Origin of the sequence: Paenibacillus alginolyticus DSM 5050 = NBRC 15375 (assembly GCF_000422905.1) — a bacterium.
GTDB lineage: Bacteria > Bacillota > Bacilli > Paenibacillales > NBRC-103111 > Paenibacillus_E > Paenibacillus_E alginolyticus.
Window position 1 is genome coordinate 1 of the sequence record NZ_AUGY01000050.1, and the last position, 26,386, is coordinate 26,386.

At 44.9% G+C, this 26,386-nt stretch carries 24 protein-coding genes and 1 other annotated feature; of the genes, 5 read left to right on the forward strand and 19 right to left on the reverse strand.

Going from position 1 to position 26,386, the window contains the following annotated elements; translation table 11 throughout:
- Positions 1–801: 801 nt before the first annotated feature.
- From G519_RS0121715 to G519_RS0121730, 4 genes are all read left to right on the forward strand, one after another.
- Positions 802–2,526 (forward strand): ABC transporter ATP-binding protein, encoded by a 1,725-nt coding sequence (locus tag G519_RS0121715; protein WP_029196493.1) that lies wholly within the window; start codon positions 802–804, stop codon positions 2,524–2,526.
- The gene (locus G519_RS0121720) at positions 2,523–4,403 is read left to right on the forward strand and encodes an ABC transporter ATP-binding protein (RefSeq protein ID WP_029196494.1); all 1,881 of its coding nucleotides are present in this window, start codon (positions 2,523–2,525) and stop codon (positions 4,401–4,403) included. The genes G519_RS0121715 and G519_RS0121720 overlap by 4 nt, the downstream gene beginning before the upstream one ends.
- 72 nt (positions 4,404–4,475) lie before the next feature.
- Entirely contained in the window at positions 4,476–5,186 is a 711-nt protein-coding gene (gene dapD, locus G519_RS0121725; protein WP_029196495.1) for a 2,3,4,5-tetrahydropyridine-2,6-dicarboxylate N-acetyltransferase, read from the forward strand.
- Positions 5,187–5,207: 21 nt separating this feature from the next.
- Positions 5,208–6,329 (forward strand): N-acetyldiaminopimelate deacetylase, encoded by a 1,122-nt coding sequence (locus G519_RS0121730; RefSeq protein WP_029196496.1) that lies wholly within the window; start codon positions 5,208–5,210, stop codon positions 6,327–6,329.
- A gap of 92 nt (positions 6,330–6,421) precedes the next feature.
- Here G519_RS0121730 and G519_RS0121735 read toward each other — a convergent pair whose 3' ends face one another.
- Genes G519_RS0121735 through lspA form a run of 3 tightly spaced genes read right to left on the reverse strand, consistent with a single transcriptional unit; the run spans position 6,422 to position 9,054 of the window.
- Positions 6,422–7,579 carry an aminotransferase A gene (locus G519_RS0121735; protein WP_029196497.1) on the reverse strand — a complete coding sequence of 386 codons (1,158 nt, stop codon included), beginning with the start codon at positions 7,577–7,579 and terminating at the stop codon, positions 6,422–6,424.
- A gap of 31 nt (positions 7,580–7,610) precedes the next feature.
- Positions 7,611–8,561, reverse strand: a complete 951-nt coding sequence (locus tag G519_RS0121740) for an RluA family pseudouridine synthase (protein ID WP_029196498.1) — start codon at positions 8,559–8,561, stop codon at positions 7,611–7,613.
- Positions 8,536–9,054 carry a signal peptidase II gene (gene lspA / locus G519_RS0121745; RefSeq protein WP_029196499.1) on the reverse strand — a complete coding sequence of 173 codons (519 nt, stop codon included), beginning with the start codon at positions 9,052–9,054 and terminating at the stop codon, positions 8,536–8,538. Before lspA ends, G519_RS0121740 begins: the two co-directional genes overlap by 26 nt.
- 153 nt (positions 9,055–9,207) lie before the next feature.
- Here lspA and G519_RS0121750 point away from each other — a divergent pair, with 153 nt between their 5' ends.
- The gene (locus G519_RS0121750) at positions 9,208–9,951 is read left to right on the forward strand and encodes a TraR/DksA C4-type zinc finger protein (protein WP_029196500.1); all 744 of its coding nucleotides are present in this window, start codon (positions 9,208–9,210) and stop codon (positions 9,949–9,951) included.
- 51 nt (positions 9,952–10,002) lie between these two features.
- Here the strand turns inward: G519_RS0121750 and ileS are convergent, their stop codons facing one another.
- The 16 genes from ileS to murB all read right to left on the reverse strand — a co-directional run bounded on the left by ileS (position 10,003) and on the right by murB (position 26,315).
- Positions 10,003–12,771: an isoleucine--tRNA ligase gene (ileS, locus tag G519_RS0121755; protein WP_029196501.1), complete on the reverse strand. Its 2,769-nt coding sequence runs from the start codon at positions 12,769–12,771 to the stop codon at positions 10,003–10,005.
- Between the two features lie 66 nt (positions 12,772–12,837).
- Positions 12,838–13,087: a binding site (T-box leader), on the reverse strand.
- Between the two features lie 72 nt (positions 13,088–13,159).
- On the reverse strand, positions 13,160–13,636 hold the full coding sequence (locus G519_RS0121760) for a DivIVA domain-containing protein (protein ID WP_029196502.1): 477 nt from the start codon (positions 13,634–13,636) through the stop codon (positions 13,160–13,162).
- Positions 13,637–13,791: 155 nt separating this feature from the next.
- Entirely contained in the window at positions 13,792–14,574 is a 783-nt protein-coding gene (locus tag G519_RS0121765) for a YlmH family RNA-binding protein (protein WP_029196503.1), read from the reverse strand.
- A 2-nt stretch (positions 14,575–14,576) separates the two neighbouring features.
- Positions 14,577–14,816, reverse strand: a complete 240-nt coding sequence (locus G519_RS0121770) for a YggT family protein (RefSeq protein WP_051253572.1) — start codon at positions 14,814–14,816, stop codon at positions 14,577–14,579.
- A 65-nt stretch (positions 14,817–14,881) separates the two neighbouring features.
- Complete coding sequence (locus G519_RS0121775) at positions 14,882–15,304, reverse strand: cell division protein SepF (protein WP_029196505.1); 423 nt, start codon at positions 15,302–15,304, stop codon at positions 14,882–14,884.
- 38 nt (positions 15,305–15,342) lie between these two features.
- Positions 15,343–16,029: a YggS family pyridoxal phosphate-dependent enzyme gene (locus G519_RS0121780; protein ID WP_029196506.1), complete on the reverse strand. Its 687-nt coding sequence runs from the start codon at positions 16,027–16,029 to the stop codon at positions 15,343–15,345.
- Between the two features lie 44 nt (positions 16,030–16,073).
- Entirely contained in the window at positions 16,074–16,919 is an 846-nt protein-coding gene (gene pgeF, locus G519_RS0121785; protein ID WP_029196507.1) for a peptidoglycan editing factor PgeF, read from the reverse strand.
- Between the two features lie 118 nt (positions 16,920–17,037).
- Positions 17,038–17,337 carry a YlmC/YmxH family sporulation protein gene (locus G519_RS0121790; RefSeq protein WP_029196508.1) on the reverse strand — a complete coding sequence of 100 codons (300 nt, stop codon included), beginning with the start codon at positions 17,335–17,337 and terminating at the stop codon, positions 17,038–17,040.
- A 135-nt stretch (positions 17,338–17,472) separates the two neighbouring features.
- Positions 17,473–18,255, reverse strand: a complete 783-nt coding sequence (gene sigG / locus G519_RS0121795) for an RNA polymerase sporulation sigma factor SigG (RefSeq protein ID WP_029196509.1) — start codon at positions 18,253–18,255, stop codon at positions 17,473–17,475.
- 161 nt (positions 18,256–18,416) lie between these two features.
- Complete coding sequence (gene sigE, locus G519_RS0121800) at positions 18,417–19,139, reverse strand: RNA polymerase sporulation sigma factor SigE (RefSeq protein WP_029196510.1); 723 nt, start codon at positions 19,137–19,139, stop codon at positions 18,417–18,419.
- A 145-nt stretch (positions 19,140–19,284) separates the two neighbouring features.
- The gene (gene spoIIGA / locus G519_RS0121805; protein WP_029196511.1) at positions 19,285–20,208 is read right to left on the reverse strand and encodes a sigma-E processing peptidase SpoIIGA; all 924 of its coding nucleotides are present in this window, start codon (positions 20,206–20,208) and stop codon (positions 19,285–19,287) included.
- Positions 20,209–20,442: 234 nt separating this feature from the next.
- Complete coding sequence (gene ftsZ, locus G519_RS0121810) at positions 20,443–21,564, reverse strand: cell division protein FtsZ (protein ID WP_029196512.1); 1,122 nt, start codon at positions 21,562–21,564, stop codon at positions 20,443–20,445.
- Positions 21,565–21,594: 30 nt separating this feature from the next.
- Positions 21,595–22,842: a cell division protein FtsA gene (ftsA, locus tag G519_RS0121815; RefSeq protein WP_029196513.1), complete on the reverse strand. Its 1,248-nt coding sequence runs from the start codon at positions 22,840–22,842 to the stop codon at positions 21,595–21,597.
- 277 nt (positions 22,843–23,119) lie between these two features.
- On the reverse strand, positions 23,120–24,028 hold the full coding sequence (locus G519_RS43950; protein WP_051253569.1) for a cell division protein FtsQ/DivIB: 909 nt from the start codon (positions 24,026–24,028) through the stop codon (positions 23,120–23,122).
- A 97-nt stretch (positions 24,029–24,125) separates the two neighbouring features.
- Positions 24,126–25,394: a UDP-N-acetylglucosamine 1-carboxyvinyltransferase gene (gene murA, locus G519_RS0121825; RefSeq protein WP_029196514.1), complete on the reverse strand. Its 1,269-nt coding sequence runs from the start codon at positions 25,392–25,394 to the stop codon at positions 24,126–24,128.
- Positions 25,395–25,409: 15 nt separating this feature from the next.
- Complete coding sequence (gene murB, locus G519_RS0121830) at positions 25,410–26,315, reverse strand: UDP-N-acetylmuramate dehydrogenase (protein WP_029196515.1); 906 nt, start codon at positions 26,313–26,315, stop codon at positions 25,410–25,412.
- Between the last annotated feature and the right edge of the window lie 71 nt (positions 26,316–26,386).

A 26,386-nucleotide genomic window follows, 5' to 3' on the forward strand; every position in this document is an offset into this window, starting at 1 on the left:
ATTTCTATGATAGCTGGTCTAACTTTGTAAATGCTGTCTTTCGCCCGCCAAGTAGAACTTCAAAGGGTCGACAGAAGACGAGCAAGACAAAAGAACGGCTAAGTTCACAGCGCATCATAGTGAGAGAATAGCGGAGACACAAGAATAAAATGTAAATTAATGGTAAAAACGCGTCATTTTCTGTAGTCTTTACTTTTTTGGCTTGTACCCAGAAAAACAAAATGGTAATAAATACAATATATTTAAGTAATTGTATTTATACGTGAAGACTTACTGATCATGTCAGCTATTTTGCATCGGTAATGCATTTTGTACAACTATATTGTGAGTTTTCACCGATATTGAACGTTGAGCGCAGATTAGATGCATATTTTGCATCTATTCACCTGAAATTAAAGATTTAGGAGAAATTAGATGTCACAAATGCATCTATTTCTACTGAGCCCATTATGGACTCACGCCCCTACCCCCGGCACATAACTCTCTTTGAGCAGACGCTCAACCATGTGTTATAATTTACATATGAGAAAACCTCTATCGAGGCCATTCAAAGATGAGCGACCGCGTTTAACGAGGAGAGACTTTGGTCTACGACCAAAGATCCCTATAGCGGAGAGACTTTGGTCTACGACCAAAGATCCCTATATTAGGTTTTATCGCCAATAAGAAAGCGGTTTTCGTGATCCGAAAACTTATACTTTCTTATGTGGTAAAAACAAGAGCTTTGCCTGTTTTCTAACGAAAACTCAGTAAGGCCTATAATGCCCGTTTTGCTAAGGCAAAAACGCTAAGGAGGAACCTATGTTCAAATTGTTTCGGCTTCTGAAACCGTACAAAGCTTCTGTGGTTGCGATTATTACCTTGATGCTCTTGCAATCACTGGCGCAGTTGTACCTGCCCACACTGCTCGCTGACATTGTCGATGTCGGGGTTGTGAAAGGAGATATTGCTTATATCCTCCGGTTTGGCGCTTACATGCTTTTAGTAGCGATGGGTGCTATGGTTTGTGTCATCATCGCGAGCTACTTGTTGGCACGAACGGCGACAGGATTCGGCAGGGATTTACGACGAACGCTTTTCACCCATGTTGAAAGCTTCTCGTTGCACGAATTTGATAAGCTCGGCACTTCCTCCCTCATAACCAGAACCACGAATGACATCGCACAAGTTCAACAGGTGATTGTCATGATGCGGATGTTCATCGGCGCTCCAACGATGCTAGTCGGCGGAGTCATTATGGCCACTTATAAGGACGCTCATCTCGCCATTGTTTTAATCTCCATCATCCCGATTCTTGCACTTGCAATTGTGGGAATCATGCGTAAAGGACTTCCCCTATTCAAAACATTACAGGTCAAAATCGATGGCATTAATCTTGTGCTGCGTGAAAATTTAACAGGCATCCGTGTCATTCGCGCCTTTAACCGCTCCGAACATGAAAAGCGTAAATTCGAAAAAGCAAACCAGGATTACACGCAAACAGCCATAAAAGTAAATGTGATCATGTCCACGATGATGCCCATCATGATGCTTGTATTTAATCTTGGGGTTGTCGTCATTCTTTGGTACGGCGGAGTTCGCATTGATGCCAATCAAATGCAGATTGGTGATTTAATGGCCTTCATCCAATATGCCATGCAGATCATGTTCTCCATGTTCATGATGACGATGATTTTCATGATGATTCCACGTGCATCCGCATCTTCTGTTCGTATTAATGAGGTTTTAGCCCATCAATCTAACATACATAGCGCCGAAATGGCGAAATCTCTAGATTCCAAGCAAGCTGCGGTTGAATTTAAGCATGTATCCTTTAGTTATCCAGGGGCTGAACAACCAGCAATCCGTGATCTATCCTTCCGTGCTGAGCCTGGTGAGGTAACAGCAATTATTGGAGGAACCGGATCGGGCAAGACGACCCTCATTCATTTACTTTTGCGCTTCTATGATGTAGAGTCCGGCACTATTACTTTAGATGGTCATCCACTCTCTACTTTGAAGCTAGAAAGTTTAAGACAGCAAATCGGATATGTCCCTCAGAAGGCGGCGCTTTTCTCAGGAACCGTTGCGGATAACATTCGTTTTGGGCGTGAGATGGCAACGGAAGAGGAAATTCAGCATGCTGCGACCACGGCCCAAGCGGCAGATTTCATCACTGAGATGAAAGATGGCTACCTAGCTGTTCTCGCTCAAGGTGGAACGAACTTATCCGGCGGCCAGAAGCAGAGGCTTGCCATTGCGCGTGCACTCGTTCGTAAACCGAACATCTATGTCTTTGATGATAGCTTCTCTGCGCTTGATTTCAAAACTGATGCTAAGCTTCGTGCAGCTCTCAAAGCCGAAACCGAGCATGCAACGATGATCATTGTTGCCCAACGCGTCAGTACAATTATGGACGCTAACCGCATTATCGTATTGGAAGAAGGACAAATCGCTGGGATTGGCACCCATTCAGAACTGATGAAAACATGTGCTGTGTATCAAGAAATTGTTGCTTCTCAGCTGTCAGAGGAGGAAATTGCATGAGCGACAAACCAAAAGAGAAAGCTCCTTCTCAAGCGGGGGTAAATCCCGGTCACTTTGGACGAGGCGGCATGGGCGGCATGGGAATGCCAGTTCAAAAGGCTAAGGATTTCAAGGGAACTATACGAAGGCTGTCGAGTTATATGCGTCCATTTCGTGTATCTATCATATTTGTTTTGATTGCTGCTGTACTCAGTGCACTCTTCAGTATTATCAGTCCTAAACTCATGGGTAACGCAACAACCATATTGTTTGAAGGCTCTATCGCAAAATTCAAGGGTGTAGCCGGCGCCAAAATTGATTTCGATGCCATTTTTCAAATCATTATTATTCTTGCAGCACTCTACATACTTAGCGCCTTGCTCACCTTCATCCAGCAGTGGATTATGGTTGGTGTCACACAAAAAATCGTATTTAATCTTCGTAGAGATATTAGCGAGAAGCTCACCCGAGTACCTCTCTCCTTCTTTGATTCTCGCAGTCATGGGGACACCATGAGCCGTGCTACGAACGATGTAGATACGATCAGTTCAACCATGCAGCAAAGCTTGACACAGTTAATTACTTCAGTCGTAACCTTAGTCGGGATCATTATTATGATGCTAACCATTAGTCCATTGTTGACCTTGGCTACTATCGTAACCTTGCCGCTCAGCATTTTGGGAACGAAAATGATTGCATCACGGTCACAGAAGTATTTCAAAGGACAACAAAAAACACTTGGTGAACTGAATGGTCACGTGGAAGAAATGTACACTGGACATACCATTGTCAAAGCTTTCGGCCGTGAACAGAAAGCCGTTGAGCAATTCAATGAAATTAATGAACGCTTGTATCATTCAGGCTGGCGCGCACAGTTTATCTCAGGGATGATATTCCCCCTTATGTCCTTCATCGGAAATATCGGCTACGTATTGGTCAGTGTGATTGGTGGCATTATGGTAACAAATGGGGCTATTAAAATCGGAGATATTCTAGCGTTTATTCAATATTCAGGGCAATTTGGGATGCCCATTGCACAGGTGGCTAATATAGCTAACGTGATTCAATCCACAATCGCTGCCGCAGAACGTATCTTTGAGCTTTTAGATGAGCATGAGGAAGTTCTGGAAATCTCTCATGTAAAAACGACCCAGAATGTTAAGGGTCATGTTCAATTTAAACAAGTCAACTTTGCTTACAAAGAGGATACCCCGTTAATTCAAGATATGAATATCCATGTTGAGCCAGGACAAACGGTTGCCATAGTTGGTCCTACGGGGGCGGGCAAAACGACGATTGTCAATCTATTAATGCGTTTTTACGAGTTAAAAAGCGGTACGATCTCAATTGATGCGGTAGATACACGTGAAATGTCACGCAGTCATCTGCGCGGACTTTTCGGTATGGTACTGCAAGATACTTGGCTGTTCAACGGAACGATTCGCGAAAACATCGCTTACGGACGTGATGGTGCCACTGACGAAGAGATCGTTAATGCGGCTCGTGCAGCCTATGCGGATCATTTCATTCGAACCTTGCCGGAAGGTTACGATACCAGACTGAATGAAGAAGCATCCAACCTTTCACATGGACAAAAGCAGCTTCTGACCATTGCCCGCGCCATACTTGCGGATCCAACCATTCTGATTCTTGATGAAGCGACGAGCAGCGTAGATACTCGTACGGAAGTGTCCATCCAAAAGGCAATGCATAACCTCATGGAGGGTCGCACAAGCTTCGTCATTGCACATCGGCTTTCCACTATTCGTGATGCTGATCTCATTCTTGTTATGAATCATGGTTCCGTTATTGAACAAGGAACACATGAACAGCTGTTGGAACAGCACGGCTTTTATGCAGATCTGTACAATAGTCAGTTCGCTCAAAAAGCAATATGAATACACATTGGCTGAAATGCCCCCTTTCTGATAATATAGGAGAGTCAATCTAAATTTTAAGGAGATGTCACCATGACCGAGATGAATACTTTAGAAATTATTCAGTTTATTAAAGAAAGCAAGAAAAAAACGCCTGTTAAAGTATATGTAAAAGGAAACCTTGAAGGTATTCACTTTGGCGAAGGCAGCCAATCTTTCATATCCGGCGGAAGCGGCGTTGTTTTTGGCGAATGGAGCGAAATTCAGCCTGTTCTTGAAGCAAACAAAGCACAAATCGCGGATTTCGTTGTTGAAGCGGATCGCCGCAATTCTGCAATTCCAATGCTTGATCTGAAGCCAATCAATGCGCGCATTGAACCAGGTGCGATCATTCGCGATAAAGTACATATCGGAGATAACGCCGTTATCATGATGGGCGCTCTCATTAATATTGGAGCTTCTGTTGGTGATGGCACGATGATCGACATGAATGCTGTTCTTGGCGGTAGAGCACAAGTCGGCAAAATGTGTCACATCGGTGCTGGAGCAGTCGTTGCAGGCGTTATTGAGCCCCCTTCCGCTCAACCATGTGTGATCGAGGATGATGTGCTTGTTGGAGCAAATGCTGTTATCTTGGAAGGTGTTCGCATCGGAAAAGGATCCGTTGTTGCTGCTGGCGCAATCGTTACGCAAGACGTTGAAGAATATACAGTTGTAGCAGGAGCACCTGCCAGAGTGATTAAGAAAGTGGACGATAAAACGAAGTCCAAAACAGAAATTTTACAAGATCTGCGCACCCTGTAAGGTGATCTGGAGGAATTCACCATGCTTAGCCCCTTTATAGAGCTGCGCCGTCAGCTTCACCAGATTCCGGAGCCGGGCTTTCAAGAGTTCAAGACGCAACAGCTTCTCCTTGACCATCTAGCTAAGCTTCCTCAGGATAGACTGACGATTCGCACTTGGCGCACTGGCATTTTGGTTTACATCAAAGGTACGAATCCTACCAAACGCTTCGGATATCGAGCGGATATGGACGGGCTGCCTATTACGGAAGAGACCTCTCTTCCGTTTCCTTCCCAGCATCCAGGCTACATGCATGCGTGCGGACATGATTTTCACATGTCGATTGGGATGGGTGTTGTTACCCATTTCGCTCAGCAGCCGATGCAGGATGACTTAGTTGTGCTGTTTCAACCGGCAGAAGAAGGCCCAGGCGGAGCTCTTCCCATGCTTGCTGCTGAAGAATTGCAGGATTGGAAGCCAGACCAGATGGTTGCTCTCCATATAGCTCCTGAGTATCCCGTAGGCACGATTGCTACGAAGCCGGAGATCTTGTTTGCCAACACATCTGAGCTGTTCATTGACCTGCTTGGCAAAGGCGGACATGCCGCTTACCCGCACCAAGCGAACGATATGATCATTGCGGCGACACAAATGGTTGGTCAACTTCAAACCATCGTTTCCCGAAATGTGAATCCGCTTGATTCGGCTGTCATAACTATTGGTAAAATGGAAGCCGGAACAAAGCAGAACATTATCGCAGAGAAAGCCCGCTTGGAAGGTACAATCCGCACCCTTTCCGCTGAATCAATGAATAAGATCAAGAAACGGATCGAAGCTGTAGCCGCAGGAATCGAAAGCTCCTTCGAGTGTCAGGTTTCTATTGATTATGGCTCGAATTACCGCCAAGTGTTTAATGATCCTGCTTTGACCGTGGAATTCATGGACTGGCTGCGCAGTAAAGATAACGTACAGCTCGTAGAATGTACAGAAGCGATGACAGGCGAAGACTTCGGCTACTTTCTGGAGCAAATACCTGGCTTCATGTTCTGGTTAGGGGTAGACACCCCTCATGGACTGCATAACGCCAAGCTTGATCCCAACGAGAGCGCTATTGATATAGCGATAGATACCATGACAGCCTATTTACGATTTAAATCTATGTAAACAAAAAACCTCCAACCCACTTCATTGTGGATTTGGAGGTTTTTCTCGTTTTGTCATTACCGTAACATGTATCTTTGAAATGTTTAGCTAGCTCACGTTAACTTACTAACAAAACGCTCAAGACGATCAAGTGATTCTACCAATACTTCTTGTGAATAGGCATAAGAAATGCGGATATAGCCTTCTCCATAAGAAGTGAACGCATCACCAGGAACAACTGCTACATGTTCCTCATGAAGCAGCCTCATCGTAAAGTCCTGAGAGCTTAATCCGAATTTGGCAATGGAAGGGAACAAATAAAACGCCCCATTCGGCTTCTCCAATTCGAAACCCATTGCGAGCAGACGATCATAGACATAATCCCTACGAGCTTCATAGGCATTGCGCATAGGCAGAGCATCATCCACACCAACGGTCAAAGCCTCTAATGCCGCATACTGGCTTACAGAGCTAGCACATGTCACATTATATTGATGCACCTTAACCATATGCTCGGTAATGTAAGCCGGCGCTAAGGTGAATCCAACTCGCCAACCTGTCATTGCGTGGGATTTGGAAAGGCCGTTAATGACAATCGTTTTCTCGCGGAGCTTGCCCATCGTTGCAATGGACTGATGACGGACACCATACACAAGCTCGCTGTATATTTCATCGGATAAAATAAACAATTCCCGATCTTCTAATAATTGAGCCAAATCGGCCAATTCCTGCTCCGTGAGTACTTGCCCTGTAGGATTGGATGGGTAGCACAAGATAATGCAGCGCGTGTTAGCTGTTAAATAAGGTTCAAGCAACTCTGCCGTTAACTTCAAGCCATTCGGCCTGGTATCGACGTAGACAGGCACTCCCCCTGCCAATCTGATTAACGGCTCGTACCCAGGGTAAATGGGTGCGGGAATGATAACTTCAGCTCCAGGTGTAAGAATGGTACGTAACGCAATGTCTACCGCTTGACTCGCTCCAGCTGTCACGATAATTTCATCAGCCGCGCGGTATTGTTGGCCGTACTTATTGCGAACGAAGCTGGATACAGCTTCTCGCAGCTCCAATAGTCCGGGATTTTGCGTGTAAACCGTTTTATTTTGATCCAAAGCCCTCTGCCCAGCCTCAATAATATGCCGCGGCGTCGGGAAATCAGGCTGTCCAATCGTTAACGTCAATGCGCCCGGAATTGTGCTAACGAGATTAGATATTTTGCGTATGCCTGAAATTTGAATGTCTTTTACTTGTGGATTAATCAGATGCTCCATGTGATTCACTCCTCTCCCATTGGGATGAACCCTAGGATGTTCGAATTGTTTGCAGAAGGTTTTCCATATCCGCTGGAATCGGCGCTTCAAATTGCAGCCATTCCTCTGTGCGCGGATGCTTGAAGCCCAGAATGGCAGCATGCAGCGCCTGTCCATCCATCAGCATCCCTTTGCTCTTGCCATACATCGGATCGCCAACAAGCGGGTGACCAATGAATTTCATATGCACGCGAATTTGGTGGGTTCTACCTGTTTCGAGCTTCAGCTCCACCAAGGTAAAATCGCCAAAGCGTTCAATAACTACAAAATGAGTCACCGCTTGCTTGCTGTTTTTCTCCGTTACCGTATACATCTTGCGGTCATTGGAATCGCGACCGATCGGTGCGTCAATGGTGCCTTGATCGTGTTGCAGATTCCCATGTACCAAGGCGATATATTTGCGATTAACCGTATGAGCCTTTAACTGCTCTGCTAAGCTAGCGTGTGCTTTGTCGTTCTTTGCAGACATAATAAGTCCGGATGTGTCCTTATCAATCCGATGTACGATGCCAGGACGAAGTTCTCCGTTGATGCCCGATAGATCCTTGCAATGGAACATCAATGCGTTAACCAATGTACCTGAGTAATGGCCAGGTGCTGGATGAACGACAAGTCCCCGCTGTTTATTGATCACGATGACATCAGCGTCTTCATATACAACATTCAGGGGAATGTTTTCCGCTGCTAGCTCAACGCCTTGAGGTTCAGGAATTCGCAAAGAAATTACATCTTGTTCAGACAGCTTATAGTTTGGTTTAATTGTTTTCCCATTCACTTTAACATGCCCGTCTTTGACCCATTGCTGAACAAGCGTTCTTGACACATCTTCTTCCAATGCTTCTGTAATGAATTTATCAATACGTTCACTGGCATACTGCTCTTCAACCGTCCATTCGACGACTTCAGTTGTCGCGGCCTCAGTTGAGGTCTGGTTTGTGTTCATTCGTTGCTCCTTTTTTCTCTTTTCTCCAAGTAAGTAACGATTCTAGGAAAATCAGGATGACCCCGATCACGATGGCTGAATCAGCTAGATTGAAAATCGGATAAATATAATAAATGGCTTTGCCGAACAAGCTAAAATCAAAGGTAAACTGCAGGAAATCCACAACTTCACCGAATAAAGCCCGGTCAATGAAATTACCGATTGCTCCTCCTAGCAGAAGGCTAAGCGCAAAAGATAGCAAAACTTTTCTTTCACGGATCGTCCGACGCATGTACCAGAGAATACCAACCACAACAATAAGCGTAATCACAATGAAAAACCATCTTTGATTTTGCAAAATGCCAAATGCCGCGCCCCTATTACGATGCGAAGTTAGGATAAAGAAATCACCCAGCACTGGACGCTCCTCGCCAAGTGGAATCCGTTTCACAATAAACCATTTGGATACTTGATCCAAAATAAATACGATGAGCGCATAAAAATAATATTTCATTATCTTTTCCTCCTAAGCGTTTTCGTAAGCATTACCTTCTCGTAAGCTTATACATGTTCCTTATTTTCAAGGAATTACCTCACTAAAAAAAGCTGTCACTCGGCATCATAACGGTATGCATCAGCTGTTAGAAAGGAGCTGTACTTTCGACCTATGAGCCATTTATCCGAGGAGCAATTAAGAGAATTATATCTGCAATTATTGGAGGAAAAGCTTTATCTCGAAAAACATTTTGCCGCGAATGATAATTATGGCCTGTCCAATTCTTTTAAAGATAGTACCGGAGAGCTCTCCATGTACGATAATCATCCAGGAGACGTTGCCACAGAAATTTACGAACGAGAAAAAGATATTTCACTCAACGAACATGCTGAATTTCATTTAAATCAAGTCAATGAAGCCTTAGCTCGCATGGAAAGTGGAGAATATGGCATATGTGTGTTCAGCAAACAACCGATTCCCTTTGAGCGTCTTCAAGCTATCCCTACCACCATTTACAGCTTAGAACACGTTCCTGATCCTGACCGATCATTCCGAAGACCTGTTGAAGAACAAGTGCTCTACCCACCTTTTGGCCGAACCAGCTTTGACGAACGTGACGATGAGACTGAATTCGATGGTGAAGATGCTTGGCAAATCGTTGAAAGCTGGGGCACCTCAAATTCGCCTGCATTCGCGGAAGATCCCAATGTTGATGACTATAATGAAATGTATGTGGAAGCCGATGAGCACGTTGGTTATGTTGAGTCATTTGAAAGCTTTGTTGCGACAGACCTGTATGGTGAACATGTTACCATTGTTAGAGGCAAGGCCTACCGTGATTATATGCATAAAGGTGAAGGCGATCCACTTCTCGAGCCAGAAAACCTATCAAACTCAGATGATGAGCAGCTCTAGAAAAAACAGGACAAACGAGCTTCGCTTAAAGCGAAAGCTCGTTTGCTTCCTTTACTCGTGGTAATGAGCCGAAACAACGTCATTACATCTGGTACAAAGTGTCGGATGTTCTTTACTTTGCCCCACCTCAGGAGTCACTATCCAGCAGCGCTCGCACTTCTCGCCTTCCGCTACTGTAATAGCAATGGCAGCATCCTTCGATTGATACACACCCGCAGGGGTCTCCGCTCCAGGTTTATGCACGTTCACAGCAGACACGATGAACAACTGATCCAATTGCTCCAATTGCATAAGTAAACCGTAAGTAGCCTCATTTGGATATAGATGTACAGCAGCACCTAACGAGTTACCGATGACCTTCTCTTTACGCGCCTCTTCGAGAGCTTTCAGAACTTCATCTCTAATATCCAGGAAGCTATTCCACTTATTTTCCAATTCTTCCTTGTATAAGCTTGAATCGACTTCCGGCAGTTCTGCTAACTGTACACTGCTTAACTCAACACCAGGAATGTACTTCCATACTTCATCAGCTGTATGTGGAAGAATGGGTGAGATCAGCTTCGTGATCGCAGTTAAGGAAGCATACAATACGGTTTGTGAAGCTTTCCGAGCAGGATCATGAGGCGCGTTTGCATACAAACGATCCTTGATAATATCCAAATAGAAAGAGCTCATTTCAACTGCGCAGAAATGATGTATCGTTTGGTAGACTACATGGAATTCATACGCTTCGTAAGCCTTCACTACTTTCTCAATCATGCGATTCAAGCGAATCAACGCATAACGGTCCAGCTCGGATAAACTCTCCGCTGCTACACGATCTGTTTCTGGGTTGAAATGACTCATGTTGCCCAGCAAGAAACGCATCGTGTTGCGAATTTTACGGTATACTTCCGTCGTTTGGTTCAAGATATTATCCGAAATCCGGTGGTCCGATTGATAATCGACTGAGGATACCCACAGACGCAGAATATCGGCGCCTAGCTTCCCGCACACCACATTCGGATCAATCGTGTTTCCGATCGACTTGGACATTTTCCGTCCTTCTCCGTCTAGCGTAAAGCCATGGCTGAGAACACCTTTATAAGGCGATTTCTCTCTTGTAGCAACACCTGTAATGAGGGAGGAGTTGAACCAACCACGGTACTGGTCAGAGCCTTCTAAATACAGATCTGCAGGCCACTGAAGCTCTGGACGGGATTCTAGAACAGCCACATGGCTGGAACCCGAATCAAACCATACGTCCATGATGTCCGTTTCCTTACGGAACTCCCCATGACCACATTTAGAGCAGCTGATACCCTGAGGAAGGAGATCCTTTTCATCCTTGATAAACCAGCTATTTGAGCCTTCTTGCTCAAATAACTGAGCCACATGTTCAATGGTTTGCTCATTGACAAGAGGTTCGTTACAGCTGCGGCAGTAGAAGATCGGAATAGGAACACCCCATGCGCGCTGCCTCGAGATACACCAGTCTCCGCGATCTGCAATCATGTTATGAAGGCGGATTTCGCCCCACTCTGGCGTCCACTTCACCTGCTTGATTTCATCGAGCATCTCTTGTCTGAACTTATCGATAGACGCGAACCACTGCTCTGTTGCACGATAAATAACTGGCTTCTTTGTACGCCAATCATGAGCGTATTGATGCTGAATTTCGCCAGCTTTAAGCAATAGACCCGATTCTTGCAGCTTTTCGACAATCAGCTTGCCGCCTTTTTCGTAGAACATGCCTTCGAAACCGGGTGCTTCAGCTGTGAAATGCCCTTGATCATCCACAGGACAAAGAACGCCAATGTTATAACGTTGTCCAATCGCGAAGTCGTCTTCCCCGTGTCCAGGAGCTGTGTGTACACAACCAGTACCTGCTTCTAGGGTCACATGTTCGCCAACCATAACAAGCGATTCACGGTCATAGAATGGATGCTGACACGTAACGAACTCAAGCTCACTGCCTTTTACCGTCGACAACACTTCGTAATCGGTCCAGCCAATTTCCTTAGCTGCAGCTGCAAGCAAGCCCTGTGCAAGCACATATTTCTTCCCACCAGCTTGAACAACCGCGTAGTCGAACTCAGGATGAAGTGAAATCCCCAAGTTTGCAGGCAGTGTCCATGCCGTTGTCGTCCAGATCACAATAGCGGCATCCTGCGGCAGCTTGCCTTTGCCGTCTTTAACAGGGAACGCCACATAAATGGAAGTGGATGTTTTTTCTTTGTACTCAATCTCAGCTTCGGCAAGTGCACTTTCGGAAGATGGGGACCAATAGACAGGCTTCAATCCTTTGTAGACAAAGCCTTTTTGCACCATTTTACCGAAAACCCGAATTTGCTGAGCTTCATAAGCCGGCTGCAGAGTGATATACGGATTCTTCCAGTCACCGCGAATACCCAGACGCTTGAATTGACTTTTCTGTTTCTCAACAGACTGTAGGGCGTACTCTTTGCAATATTCACGGAACTCAGGAACGGTCATTTTTTTACGATCCACTTTTCCGCTGTTCGTAATGACTTGCTCAATCGGCAAACCATGCGTATCCCAGCCTGGAACGTAAGGTGCATCGAAGCCTTGCAGCGTTTTGAATCGGACGATGATATCTTTTAATACCTTATTCAGCGCATGCCCGATATGAATATCTCCGTTTGCGTACGGCGGTCCGTCGTGGAGAATAAATTTGGTTCTGCCCTTGCGACTCTCCTGCACTTTGGCATAGATGTCCTTAGCTTCCCAATGCTCTTGAATTTTGGGTTCCGCCTGCGGCAAATTGCCTCTCATCGGAAACTCCGTTTGTAATAAATTTAATGTTTTGCCATAATCCATGCTAACCACTCCATTCCTGCCTCAAACGTTATGTTGTCAAAAAAACAAAAAAAGCCTCTCATCCCCAAAAGGGACGAGAAACTCTAGCTCGCGGTACCACCCTCGTTAAAAAGCAAAATTGAACTTACACCCTCAGGCATATCGAACAAATGCTTAATCACTCGACCATGTGTAACGGCATGACCCGTTTCTCTCTACTCGCTTCAAGAGACGCTCCTGGGGGATATTCGGTACGCTGCAGAGATTAGGCTCACACCAAAACCCTAATTCGCTGACACTGCTCATTCGACCTACTCGTTCCAGTCATAGCTTTATTGAGATACATTTAACAGGAGTATAACCAATTCATTAGGCATAGTCAATATGACAGCCACCTAATCATAGATTCCTACTCTTCTTTATTTTCAAACTGCATACTTTGCCAGCCTTCTGTATTGAGCAGCTCTAATTGCGCTTCAAGCAGTGTCCGGAAGCGTGTGCGATAAATGGATGCTTGTTTCTTCAACTCTTCAATCTCCAAAGCAACCTTGCGTGAACGCGTCAAGGATTCGTTAATAATCCGATCTGCATTCTTCTCAGCTTCCTTCAAGATCAGCTGTGCTTCTTTCTTCGCATTGCTTCTCACTTCATCTGCAGCTTCTTGCGCAACGATAATCGTTTTGCTGAGTGATTCCTCAATGTTGGTAAAATGGTCCAAACGTTCCTGCAGCGTCACCGTTTGATTGTGCAAGTCTTTATTCTCGCGAATCAATGCCTCGTAATCCTTAATGACTTGATCCAGGAATTCATTCACTTGATCTTCATCATAACCGCGGAACGAGCGGGAAAACTCCTTATTATGTATGTCTAGCGGTGTTAATGGCATCAGTGCCCCTCCTTAGCGTTTTGCGCAGCAAAACTGACTTCGTGAGCAAAGCTGAGCTTTCTTCCAAGAAAGCTAGTTTGAACCCACATCTATACTGAATCAGTTCGACAGAAAATAAGCAATTCCTGCAAAGTTCGTGGATAAATTATCCACGATCATGCAAACTTGCCGATCTTCACACGAATTCGCCCTTTTTTCGTTACGCCTTCCACTTCAAGCACCTTGAATCTACCAAATCCTTGCAAAGACACCATATCTCCCTCTTTAAGAGGCTTACTTGGATCTTCTTCCAGCTTCCAATTGACGCGGCAGCGCCCAGCTTGGATGGGAATCAATATTTTAGCTCGACTTAGCCTGAATACATCGCTTACAATCCCGTCCATGCGCATTGATGCAACAGACAGGTTCAGCTCGTCCAATTGTACTTGAGCTAGCTCCAGCTTATCTAACGACAGCAGTTCTGTCTGTACATGAACCCTATGTACCTGAGACAAATTCAAATGCAAGTAATCCGCAGCATCCTGGGTAACCAAACAATGGCAGCCGCCCTCTATAACATGAATATCGCCAACCTTGTCTCGCTTCATGCCGAGTCCAAGAATGGCGCCCATGTAATCTCCATGTTCCAAAGTTAGAAATTTGCCGTCTCCAGAAGAAACAGACAAGACCGCCATCGCCATGTCTTCCCCATCCAAAGATCGGTAATCCGGGGCAATCAGCGCCCTTCTTCGTTCAGCGGCGGAGTAACCGCCATCTAAACGACAGTGGACATCTGGGTGTCGATTCACCAGTGATGTCAATATAAAAGCCTGTCTGGGATCCAAAAAATCCGTTAGCTTCACAGCATGCTGCTCGGCTGCCCGCTCCACCCAATCCCAGGCTTTATCGACAAAATGGTGTTCATCCGAATGAAAATGACCATAGAGTTCTTTTGGCAATGTTAGAACAACCCCACAATGAAATCGAGCACAGCACTAATCCCCATAACCACAAATCGCAACGCGATTAAGGCCACAATTGGCGAAAGATCAATGAACCCAATGCTTGGAATTATTTTACGGAAAGGACTTAAATACGGTTCAACCAATTTCCCGAGGAGCCCTCCAATGAAACTGTCACGTGCATTTGGAAACCAGGAGAGGATCAAATAACCAATAATCATGAAATAATAAATTTCCATCAAAATACTAAGATAATAGTGAACGTAAATCACGTATGCATCCACCTCTGTGTTAGGATATGCGCCTATTCTTCACCCATCATCTCGGAGATGTGACCATGAATATCAACTGAATCTGGTGTACAGAGGAAGATATTTGGTCCTAGTTTGGATATAGACCCACTCAAAGCATATACCGTCCCGCTTAAGAAATCTACGATACGTATGGCTTGATCACCACGAACGCGCTGCAAATTGACAATCACAGCTCTTCTGGAGCGAAGATGATCTGCAATATCCTGCGTCTCTTCATAGGTTCGAGGCTCACTTAGCACGACACGTGCATTTTTCTGTGAATGAATGCTGACGACATTCGCCTTATTTTTATTACGTAATTCATAAGGATTGGTTTCAGGTTCTTCTGTTGCTTCCACAATGCGCTCCCGCTCCACAATCTCTTCCTCTTCTTGCAGCCCAAGAAAATTCATAAATCGATTATAAACACCCACTATAGTTCCCTCCTTATCATGTTCTTAAATCAGGTTAACTAAAGTTCTTTCCCTACCAGAACAGTACCCAAACGAACCCAAGTTGCACCCTCTTCAATCGCTACTTCAAAGTCTCCGGACATCCCCATGGATAACTCGGTAATCTCGTAAGGGAAAATTCTCAGTTCATTGAGACGGTCTCGCAATTCTCTCAATCCGCGGAAGACAGGTCTTGTTGCATCGGCCTCCATCTCATAGGGAGCCATTGTCATCAAACCAGTGATATGTATATGTTTTAGCCCGCTAACTTCTGTAGCAAAATGGAAGAAATGCTCTGGTGCAATACCATACTTTGACTCTTCACCGGAAACATTCACTTGCAATAAACAATTCACTACAATGCCCAGAGCTGCAGCCTGCTTGTCCAGTTCTTTGGCCAGAGAGATCCGATCCAAAGAGTGAATGTAGGCGAACTTGCCAATGACGTCCTTTACTTTATTCGTTTGCAAATGACCAATGAAATGCCATGTTCCTCGTTCATGGAGGGCTTCCCACTTCGGCTTTACATCCTGCCAGCGATTCTCACCGATATGCAGAAGGCCTGCATCCAGTACGCTTTTGGTTGTATCCAAGGAAACATATTTCGTTACAGCAATCATCTTAACTTCGTTCTCACTCCGTCCAGACCGCTTACAAGCTGCGGCGATACGGGCTTCTACCTCTTCTTTACGGGCCAATAAACTCACTTATGCAGACACCTCTATTCAACACATCGCATGCATCGTTCTCCTCAAAGAAGACCTATCCAAGCGATCATTCTACCTGTAGAACCGCCCTCTTTTCGATGTGAAAAGAAGTGATCAGTGCTACAACTCGTACATAACTGTGATACTTCGATATGGGACGACAAAATTCCTGCTTGCTGTAACAATTTTCGGTTCAATTCTTGCAAATTCAGCATATACTTGCCATTTCCTTTGTCGACCATAACAGCTTGACGCTCTTCCGATGATGCTTTGATATCCGCAAGAACATGCTTCACACGACTAGCTACAGTCTCATCAACTTCATAACAGCACGCCATTATAGATGGACCTATTGCCGCTCGAATATCTGCAGCCTGACTACCAAAAGTATGTGTCATTAAGGATATCGTAGCCATGGAAATGTTTAACACTGTGCCTTTCCAGCCTGCATGAGCAAGTCCGGCAACTCGCTTAACAGGATCATAGAAAAATAACGGTACACAATCTGCAAATTGCGCACAAAGCACGATTCCCTTCTCATTTGTAATGAAGCCGTCCTTCGCCTGAATGGCTGTTTCCCTGGATGTTCTGCCCATCCCTCTTTCGTGTAGGCTTACTACAGTGACTTCGTTACCATGTACCTGCTCTGCGTACGTAAATGCTTCAAATGGCTGGCCTACGGCTTCAGCGAGCAGTTCACGATTCCTCACCACATGCTCTGGCACATCGCTCACATGCAGCCCACAATTAAGCGTAGAATACGGTGCCTGACTCACTCCGCCATGACGGGATGTAAAACCAGCTGTCAATTCACTGTATTGCTCCATCCAGTTTGCTATGGTAAATAGGACAGGCCTATCCTCTTTATCTTGTTTAACAAATGGTTCCACGGTCGCTCTCTCCCCACACTTCGTTCTTTACTTCCTTTTACTTTAGCACAAAATAAAAAGACACACGATGTTTGCTTGGCCTGCTGTGAAGAAGCAGCCTTCGCTCGTGTGCCTTCCGTCAATTTCGGAATTGCTGATTGAACTCATAAACACCATCATTATCATCCGTTTGACGATAAGGCCGGACGTCTTCCAGCTTTACAAGAACGACATCTGCACCGATTTTCACAATATGTTTCCAAGGTATAATGACATCTGTCCCTGCACCAAACAACCCGAAGAATCGGCTTTGATTCGGTACAACAATCGATTCGATACGACCCTGACGCAGATCAAGCTCCAAATCACTGATTTGCCCGAGCTTTTTACCATCTACAATATTGATTACATCTTTCGTCTGGAAATCAGATATTTTCATGAGGCTATTCACCACGAATCTCATTAGGATTTTTAACTGATTTTGTACTAGTATATGTGCGGTCTGGGCAAAATGTCCTGAAAACCAAAAAAAGACCTTCACGGCTTGTCACAGCCGATCCAGTCTTTATGTTAATTACGATTTCACATGTTTCTGCATCTGACAGATGGCTGATTTCTCAAGTCTGGAAACCTGCGCTTGGGAAATGCCGATCTCATCGGCAACCTCCATCTGCGTTTTCCCTTCAAAAAATCGCATGGAGAGAATCATCTTCTCCCTGGCATTAAGTTTACGCATCGCTTCGCGAAGAGCAATTCCTTCAATCCAAGACATGTCCTTATTGCGCTCATCACTAATCTGGTCCATGACATAAATGGGATCTCCGCCATCATGATAAATCGGTTCAAATAGCGACACGGGGTCTTGAATGGCATCAAGCGCAAATACCACATCTTCCTTAGGCACATTAAGGGCTTCGGAGATTTCATAGATCGTAGGTTCGCGTGAATTCTGATTCGTCAAGCTGTCTCTGACTTGCAAAGCTTTGTAAGCAATATCTCTTAAGGAACGAGAAACGCGAATCGGGTTATTGTCTCGTAAGTAGCGGCGAATCTCACCTATAATCATCGGTACAGCATAGGTTGAGAACTTGACGTTTTGACTTAAATCAAAGTTATCAATGGCTTTCATCAAACCAATACAGCCAACTTGGAAGAGATCGTCCACATACTCTCCGCGATTGTTGAACCGCTGGATCACACTTAGAACCAACCTTAGGTTCCCATTGACCAATTTCTCTCTGGCAGATCGCTCCTGTTTCGTCTGCAAATCAGAGAACAGTTCGCGCATTTCAGCATTGGTCAGAACAGGCAGTTTGGCGGTATCAACACCACATATCTCAACTTTATTTCGGGTCACCGTGATTACCTCCCAAGGAGAAACATTACTGTTAATTATCCCCGTGAGCGGTTGATTTATTCCTGTCCTATCCTGGATGGAGCCACTTGACAAAAGGGTTTCGACTCGCTCCCTCCCGTGACTGCTGAACAATTTCGACATGACCCGTCAAAAAATATTTTTCAGACCATCTTATTAAATTCTTTGCGAAGCCTTTTAATAATACGCTTTTCCAATCTGGAGATATACGATTGTGAAATGCCAAGCAAGTCAGCGACGTCCTTTTGCGTTTTTTCTTCCCCGTCTTGAAGACCAAAACGAAGCTCCATGATGATGCGTTCACGTTCTGTTAACTTATCCAGTGCTTTATGCAGCAGCTTTCGATCTACCTGTTCTTCAATATTTCTGTAAATCGTATCATTTTCGGTCCCTAATACATCAGATAACAGAAGTTCATTTCCGTCCCAATCAATGTTCAGTGGTTCATCGAACGAAACTTCCGTGCGTATTTTACTGTTTCGTCTTAAGTACATGAGAATTTCATTTTCAATACAGCGGGAAGCATATGTAGCCAGCTTGATCTTTTTCTCCGGGTCAAAAGTATTCACTGCTTTGATGAGTCCAATGGCACCGATAGAAACCAAATCCTCGATATTGATACCAGTATTTTCGAACTTTCTAGCTATATAGACAACCAATCTTAGGTTGCGCTCAATCAGCATAGCTCGCACTGCGGCATCCCCGGACGGTAACTTTTCCAATAAGTACTCTTCTTCTTCTCTCGTAAGCGGGGGCGGTAACGCTTCACTACCACCAATGTAGTAGATTTCTTCGCCTCTGAGACCTAATAGCATTAAAATACGATAATACGCTAGTTGAAAGAGCATTTTCCACTTCAAGAACATGTTAGTTTCCTCCTAAGAGTTTTCCGTAGGAAAACTTTCATCGTAAGCATATGTTGAGTTTTGCTGCTTAGCAAAACATATTTCCTAAATCAAAGAAAGTTTTTATCGTATCTTATTGCTATATATACTCCTCCGTTTGAAAGCGCTACCCTGCTGAAATTAAAGCTGGATGGATAATCGCTTGATAAGAGCCGTCACTGCAAAGTTTTCCTCCGTCGAGTCCGATAAGCACCTTAGACGCTTCAATTTGCAAATGATTATGGGTGATCACCACCTTATCCGGTTTAATGGCCAGCATGAATTGGGTATTCCGATTAACGCCACGGTAAGGCACGAGACGCAATCGGTCTTGCCAAACAAATTCTTCGGCACCCAAACCACTTATGATCTGATCGACATCAGCCGATCGAATCCTTTGGAGCCATTCTACAGGCAATACATCCCCCCACTCAGACACTTCCATTACCATTACAGGTGTTCGTGTCAACGGATCGTACAATTGATTACCCGTATCAATTAAACCTTTGCAAGAGGCTGAATAATCACCCACATGAATCGTTACTTCCGCCAAATAAGAGGTCAACACCTCACGCTGTTTCGAACTCTGAAACACCGTTCTGAACCACCACAGCAAAGGTAACAGCAACACGAGCACAAACAGGATACCTCCAACCTGCAGCTGAAACATGGCCACACCTGTTTGCGTAAACACAATCCCATCCATCACATCGGATGAGGATGCCATGACATAATGAATGCCGAATATTCCACCGGCTACAGCAAAATTCACTAAAAGGAACGTTCCGATGTTTCTCAATAAATTTTGTAAGGAGCCAAACCCAAAAGCAGTCATAATCATACCGATACAGAACATACATTTCACAGAAAATGTAAAAAGAAACAACGGAACTGGTAGGAACATAATGACCACATAGGAAGCACCTAAAACCGACGAACCTACGATTCTCCACCACTTGAACGATATTTTCCGTGTTTTAGCCGTTACGATAAGCATGGCCGCATCCATCAGAAAGTTCAGCAGGAAAATGAGATCCGCATAGACGACCACAATTTCCTCACCTCCAAGACGGATGCTTTTATAGTAATTTTTCTGACGAAACTTTAAGGTTCTAAATCAGTATATGGGAATCTAATTTCAAAGTCTGTCTAAACTTGCTAGTAGGATGATACTTTTTTTGTCAGTTGACGCGGCCTATCTCAAGCTAGAAAAGCCCTAAGAACAACAAAAAACCGAAGCTCCTACATCATGTAGGGCTTCGGCCTCTTTACAATTATTGTGTAATTATTTGTCGGTATTGCGCCCGCGATTACGAAGAAACGTCGGAATATCTAATTGGTCGTTAGATGGTTGTGAACCAAAAGGTTTCAAGTTGTTCAACCGATTGTCTGGAGCAGGAGTTTCTGGTTGACCCGTGCCAGGACGTTTGATGGGTTGATGAACAGGTGCTGCCTTATGCTCGAAACCAGTTGCAATAACAGTAACGAGAATTTCATCCTTGAGTTTATCATCGATGACAGCTCCGAAAATCATGTTCACTTCGATATCCGATGCAGATGCAACGATATCAGCTGCTTCATTGACTTCGTACAAGCTGAGATTCACGCCGCCCGTAATGTTCATTAGAACCCCGCGAGCTCCTTCAATGGAAGTTTCCAACAAAGGACTGGAGATCGCTTTCTTAGCTGCTTCAGCTGCACGATTCTCACCTGTTGCAACACCAATACCCATGAGGGCCGAGCCGCGTTCCGTCATAATCGTTTTGACATCCGCAAAATCTAGATTGATGAGTCCAGGTACAGCGATTAAGTCTGAGATCCCTTGTACACCTTGACGAAGCACGTTATCTGCTTCACGGAAGGCCTCAAGCATAGGAGTCTTTTTATCTACAATTTCTAATAGACGATCATTCGGGATAATAATAAGCGTATCTACCTTCTCTTTCAATGCTGCAATACCTTGCTCAGCTTGCAAAGAGCGTTTGCGTCCTTCGAACGTGAACGGACGAGTAACTACACCTACCGTCAAAGCTCCTACTTCTTTAGCGATTTCGGCAATAACCGGTGCAGCTCCAGTACCCGTACCGCCACCCATACCTGCCGTAACGAATACCATGTCTGCGCCGCGAAGCGTATTTAGAATTGTCTCCCTTGACTCTTCTGCCGCTTTCTTACCTACTTCAGGATTTGCACCTGCACCAAGACCTCGTGTCAGTTTATCCCCGATTTGTAGTTTATGTACAGACTTAGCTAAGTGTAAAGCTTGAGCATCTGTATTAACGGTGATAAACTCAACGCCTTTAACACCGTTCTCGATCATACGATTTACTGCATTGCTACCGCCGCCACCAACACCGATGACTTTTATTTGAGCCAATTGGTCTAAATCCATATCAAATTCAAACATGTGAGTCATATCCCCCTAACTTTGCATTCACTAAATAAATTCACTGAAAAAATTCTTTACCCGTTCAAGAAAACCTGGTTTATTACTTTCGGAGGATTTTTTTGCTGTTGACTTCGTTGCTACTTTCTTAGAGAAACCCGAATTCCTATTTTTCATGTATTTGGATACGAATTGAATGATGCCAACTCCACTAGTGTAAGAAGGATCGCGTACTCCAATAAAGTCAGGAACAGCGATGCGTACAGACGTTGCGAGTTCAGCTTGTGCGACCGCAAGTATGCCTGGCATACAAACAGTTCCGCCTGTAAGCACATAACCACCAGCTAAATCACCATATCCCAAACGATGAACTTCCGCACGGATCATTTGGAAAATTTCTTCAACACGGGGTTCAATGATATTCGCGAGGTCTACTTGAGAAAACTCTTTTTCCACATTGCTTCCCATTCTCGTAACCTTAAACACTTGATCTGGCGCTGAGTCTTCAACAGAAGCACAACCGTATTTCAGCTTTATTTTCTCTGCGATTTCAAGCTGAGTCCGGAGACCAATTGAAATATCATTACTGATGTACTCGCCACCGATTTGAATCGTCGACGTAGCCACAAGATTACCTTGTTCAAATACAGCAATCGTTGTTGCCCCTGCTCCTACATCAACGAGAACCGTTCCAACAGCTTTCTCATCCTTCGATAAGGCTAACTGCCCAGATGCTAGCGACATCAAGATGAGGCCTGCAACCTTCAGTTCGGATTTTTCCACAACACGGATTAAATTATGTATCCCTGTCTTCGCTCCAGTGATAATTGTCGCTTCCACTTCTAAGCGAACACCAATCATGCCACGAGGATCATTAATGCCTTCTTGTCCATCTACTAAATATTGCTTAGGTACAACTCCAATAATTTCACGTTCGGGAGGTAATGCGATGACTCTAGCCGCTTGAATAACACGATCGATATCCTCTTCTCCGATTTCTCGGTCTTCATTAGAAACAGCGACAACACCATGACTAGATTGAAGAGCAATATGATTTCCTGAAATTCCTACGTAAACCTCGGAAATTTGTACGCCGACCATTCGTTCAGCATGATCAACAGCGCTGCGAATGGAATTCACAGTTTGATCAATATCAACGATTGCGCCTTTACGAATACCCTCTGACTCGGCAGATCCCACACCTATTATATTAATGGTTCCGTTTACGACTTCCCCAATAATAGCTCGAACCTTGGATGTACCGATGTCTAAACTAACAATGATGTCATTGTTGCTCAAGCCCCTGGCACCTCCTGTAACTTGGGTAATAAAGTGAATTCCTCACAAATACTTCTATACGTATTCCACACAACCGCCATATTCCCTCTTTTTTCTACATTTTTTTTGCCAGTAAAAAAAGTCGTTTACATATCAAGTCTTAATGATGAAAAAATGAGATAGATCCTGTCTAGTAAATACTTAAAACAATCTTACAAAATGATAGATACCTAATTAACCATAAATCTAATTTTAACATTATTTCATGTGATTGAGTAGCCCATTAAACGTTTTTTTGTCAGGAAGGACGCGCTGTTTCCTTTGGCGGTGATTTGGGCGTCGCTTTTGGAGTCGGCTTTGGGCTTGACTTACCCCCATCTTTGTTCGAATCAGGTGTAGGACTCGGGGAATTGCTCCCAGCCTTCTGACCAGATGGATTGTTCGCATCATTTTTGGACTCTTCATTCGGTTCGAATGGAGTGTGATACTCTACTTCTAGCATTTTGATAACACCACTCGTAATATGATCATCTTGTAAGCTTGCTATATAGGCAGGCAAATTGTCAATTTTCTCAGGTAAATAGGCAATGGTTGTATAGACTTCGAATTGAGATCTTGTATAAAGCTTGATCTTGTCTGGGTATGGTTCCGACGGATCCGGTTTAATTTCAGATATGTCAGATAGCGCACTCTCCGGGATTTCACCAAGCACTTTGCAAAGTGCGGCCTTGTTCGGATCGCCGTCTGTCCACCCTGTCAGAATAGGCATGTCCAATGGAATGTTGCTTGCAGTAAGCTGCACGACAGCGCCATCAGCCAGCACTGCCTGCTTCTTGCCATCTGCTCCAATTTGGAACGCGACTTTAGGGAATTCTTCCACAGTAATACGGATAATGCCTGGAAAATGCTTCTTCACGACTGCCGTTTTGATCATGGGCATCTTGGCAATACGCTGTTGGATAGCCTGTGAGCTAACGGCGAAGAAACGATCACCGACGGCAATTTGACTAGCTTGTCCAATGGCTTCAGATGCCATAAGTTCATTTCCTTCAACTTCAATGGCACTAATTCGGCTAAGGGAAGATTGAAAAAACAAAATGATAAGAACCGTGATAAAAAAGACGAACAAAAAAATCAGCAGCTTCCGATTCGTACGCGCACGCGGCTTTGGAACAGGCAGAGCGGGTACTTTGCGGTCTTCAGACAAGATGGGCACCACCTATTATTTTCGTATAATAAACAAATGAAAACCGTGTATCCCCACCTGCAAGCAGGAAGGGATCAGCGGAAGTCATTCAAACATTCTACTCGCTTGGGACGGGTGATTGACGATGCACGGAGGCTCCCAACATGGAAAGCATATGTTCAATTCTATCATAGCCTCTATCAATATGATGAATTTGCTCAACGATCGTAGTGCCATGCGCAGCCAGACCGGCAATGACAAGTGCTGCACCGGCTCGCAAATCAGTCGCTTCCACCGTTGCTCCATATAACCTCGGAACCCCTCGGATAAAGGCTGAGCTCATATCTACACGGATATCCGCTCCCATGCGGGAAAGTTCATCAACGTGTTTAAATCTACCTTCGAATATCGTTTCTTTCATTATGCTCAGTCCATCTGCTAGAGATAACAGCACCATGACTTGCGATTGAAGATCCGTTGGAAAGGACGGATGCGGCGAAGTAACAATACGTTCGACTGCCTTCGGTCTTGTCGGACAGCTTACATGTATTATATCACCGTCCGTGATGATTTGAACACCTGCGCGCTTGAGAACATGAATAACCGAGGTTAAATGAGCAGGGTTCACTCTTTCGAGTGTAATGCTTCCTTTGGTCGCTGCAGCTGCAACAAGGAATGTTCCTGCTACAATGCGATCGGGTATGATGCGATATGCACAAGGAGATAATGACTCCACTCCGCGAATCGTTATGGTGTCCGTACCTGCGCCAATAATATCGGCGCCCATCGCGTTCAGGAAGTTTTGCAAATCCTGAATCTCAGGTTCACGGGCAGCATTGTGAATCGTTGTGATGCCTTCTGCTTTGACAGCAGCCATCATAATATTTTCCGTAGCCCCCACACTGGGGAAGTCTAGAACAATCTCGCTGCCTTGCAGTGAATCTGCGGTGCAAACAATCTTGTTGGCGAATTCTTCAATTTTGGCTCCGAGAGCCTGCAAACCTTTAAGGTGCAAATCGATTTTACGTTCGCCGATTGCGCAGCCACCTGGTTGATATACGGTAACACTGCCGAATCTAGCGAGTAGCGGACCCATAAGAAAGATGGAAGAACGCATCTGACCCATCAATTCTTCTGGGATATGAGAGGAATGAGCTGTGGATGTTGTGATAGATACCGTATCCCCTTGCTGCTCAGCACGACAACCCAGCGCGCGAAGAATGCGCAGCATGGTGTCGACGTCGAGCAAATTAGGAACATTATGCAGGGTATGAGTGCCGCTAGTCAGGATGCAGGCTGCTAAGATTGGTAATGCGGCGTTTTTCGCGCCGTGTATCTGGATGGCTCCCGTAAGAGGTCTTCCACCTTCGATAACGAGCTTCTCCAAAGTTCCACCTCCGATTTACCTCTCACCTATCACAAGAACTTCCGGTACTAGCGATATCCCGTACTGATTCTGTACGATAAGCTGTACCTCGCCTATGAGAGTGAGAACGTCCTCGGCTGTAGCATCTCCGGTATTAACAATGAAATTGGCGTGAAGCGTTGAGATTTCCGCTCCACCGACACTTCTGCCTTTTAGGCCGGCATCTTCGATAAGCCTAGCTGCGAATCCCCCTTCGGGGTTGCGGAATACACTTCCAGCGCAAGCTAATTGGCCGGGTTGAGTACGCCGACGCCGATCGCGGTAAGCCGCCATGGCTCCCGCAATTTCTTTGCGCTCTCCAACCTGTAATTCAAAGACAGCTTCCGTTACAATGCCGGGCAATGTTTGCAGAATCGAATGTCGATAGGCATACTGCAAATCCTCCGCCTTCATCGTGACCAATTCCCCTGTGTCCAGGATGACTTCAGCCTGCTTGAGTATGCGTGACACATCGGACCCATGAGCCCCTGCATTCATGTAGACGGCGCCTCCCACTGAACCGGGAATGCCAGAAGCAAACTCCAGTCCGGTTAAACCTTCTTTGGCCGCTAGTACGGACAATTTAATGAACGAATAGGAACCACCTGCGTAGACCATCGCACCATCAAAACGAAGCGTTTCTAACGCATTGCCAAGTTTAATAACGACCCCTCTAATGCCTTTATCACTTACAAGCAGATTAGATCCTCTACCAATGACCGTCCATGGAACACCGCGTTCATATAGAAATCGGATGACAGCAGCTACCTGCTCTTTCGTTTGGGGGATAACGAGGCAATCAGCCGGACCGCCGATTTTCCATGTCGTATAAGGGGCTAGTCGTTCATTCGTTCGAATCTCGCCAATATTTGCTGCCTGTAAGTCGGATATTAACTGTTGCATGGGAAAACCTCCTTCACAGAACGTAGGGCGAAATTATCTTGAAAAGCAGATTCAAGCATCATAATTTCATA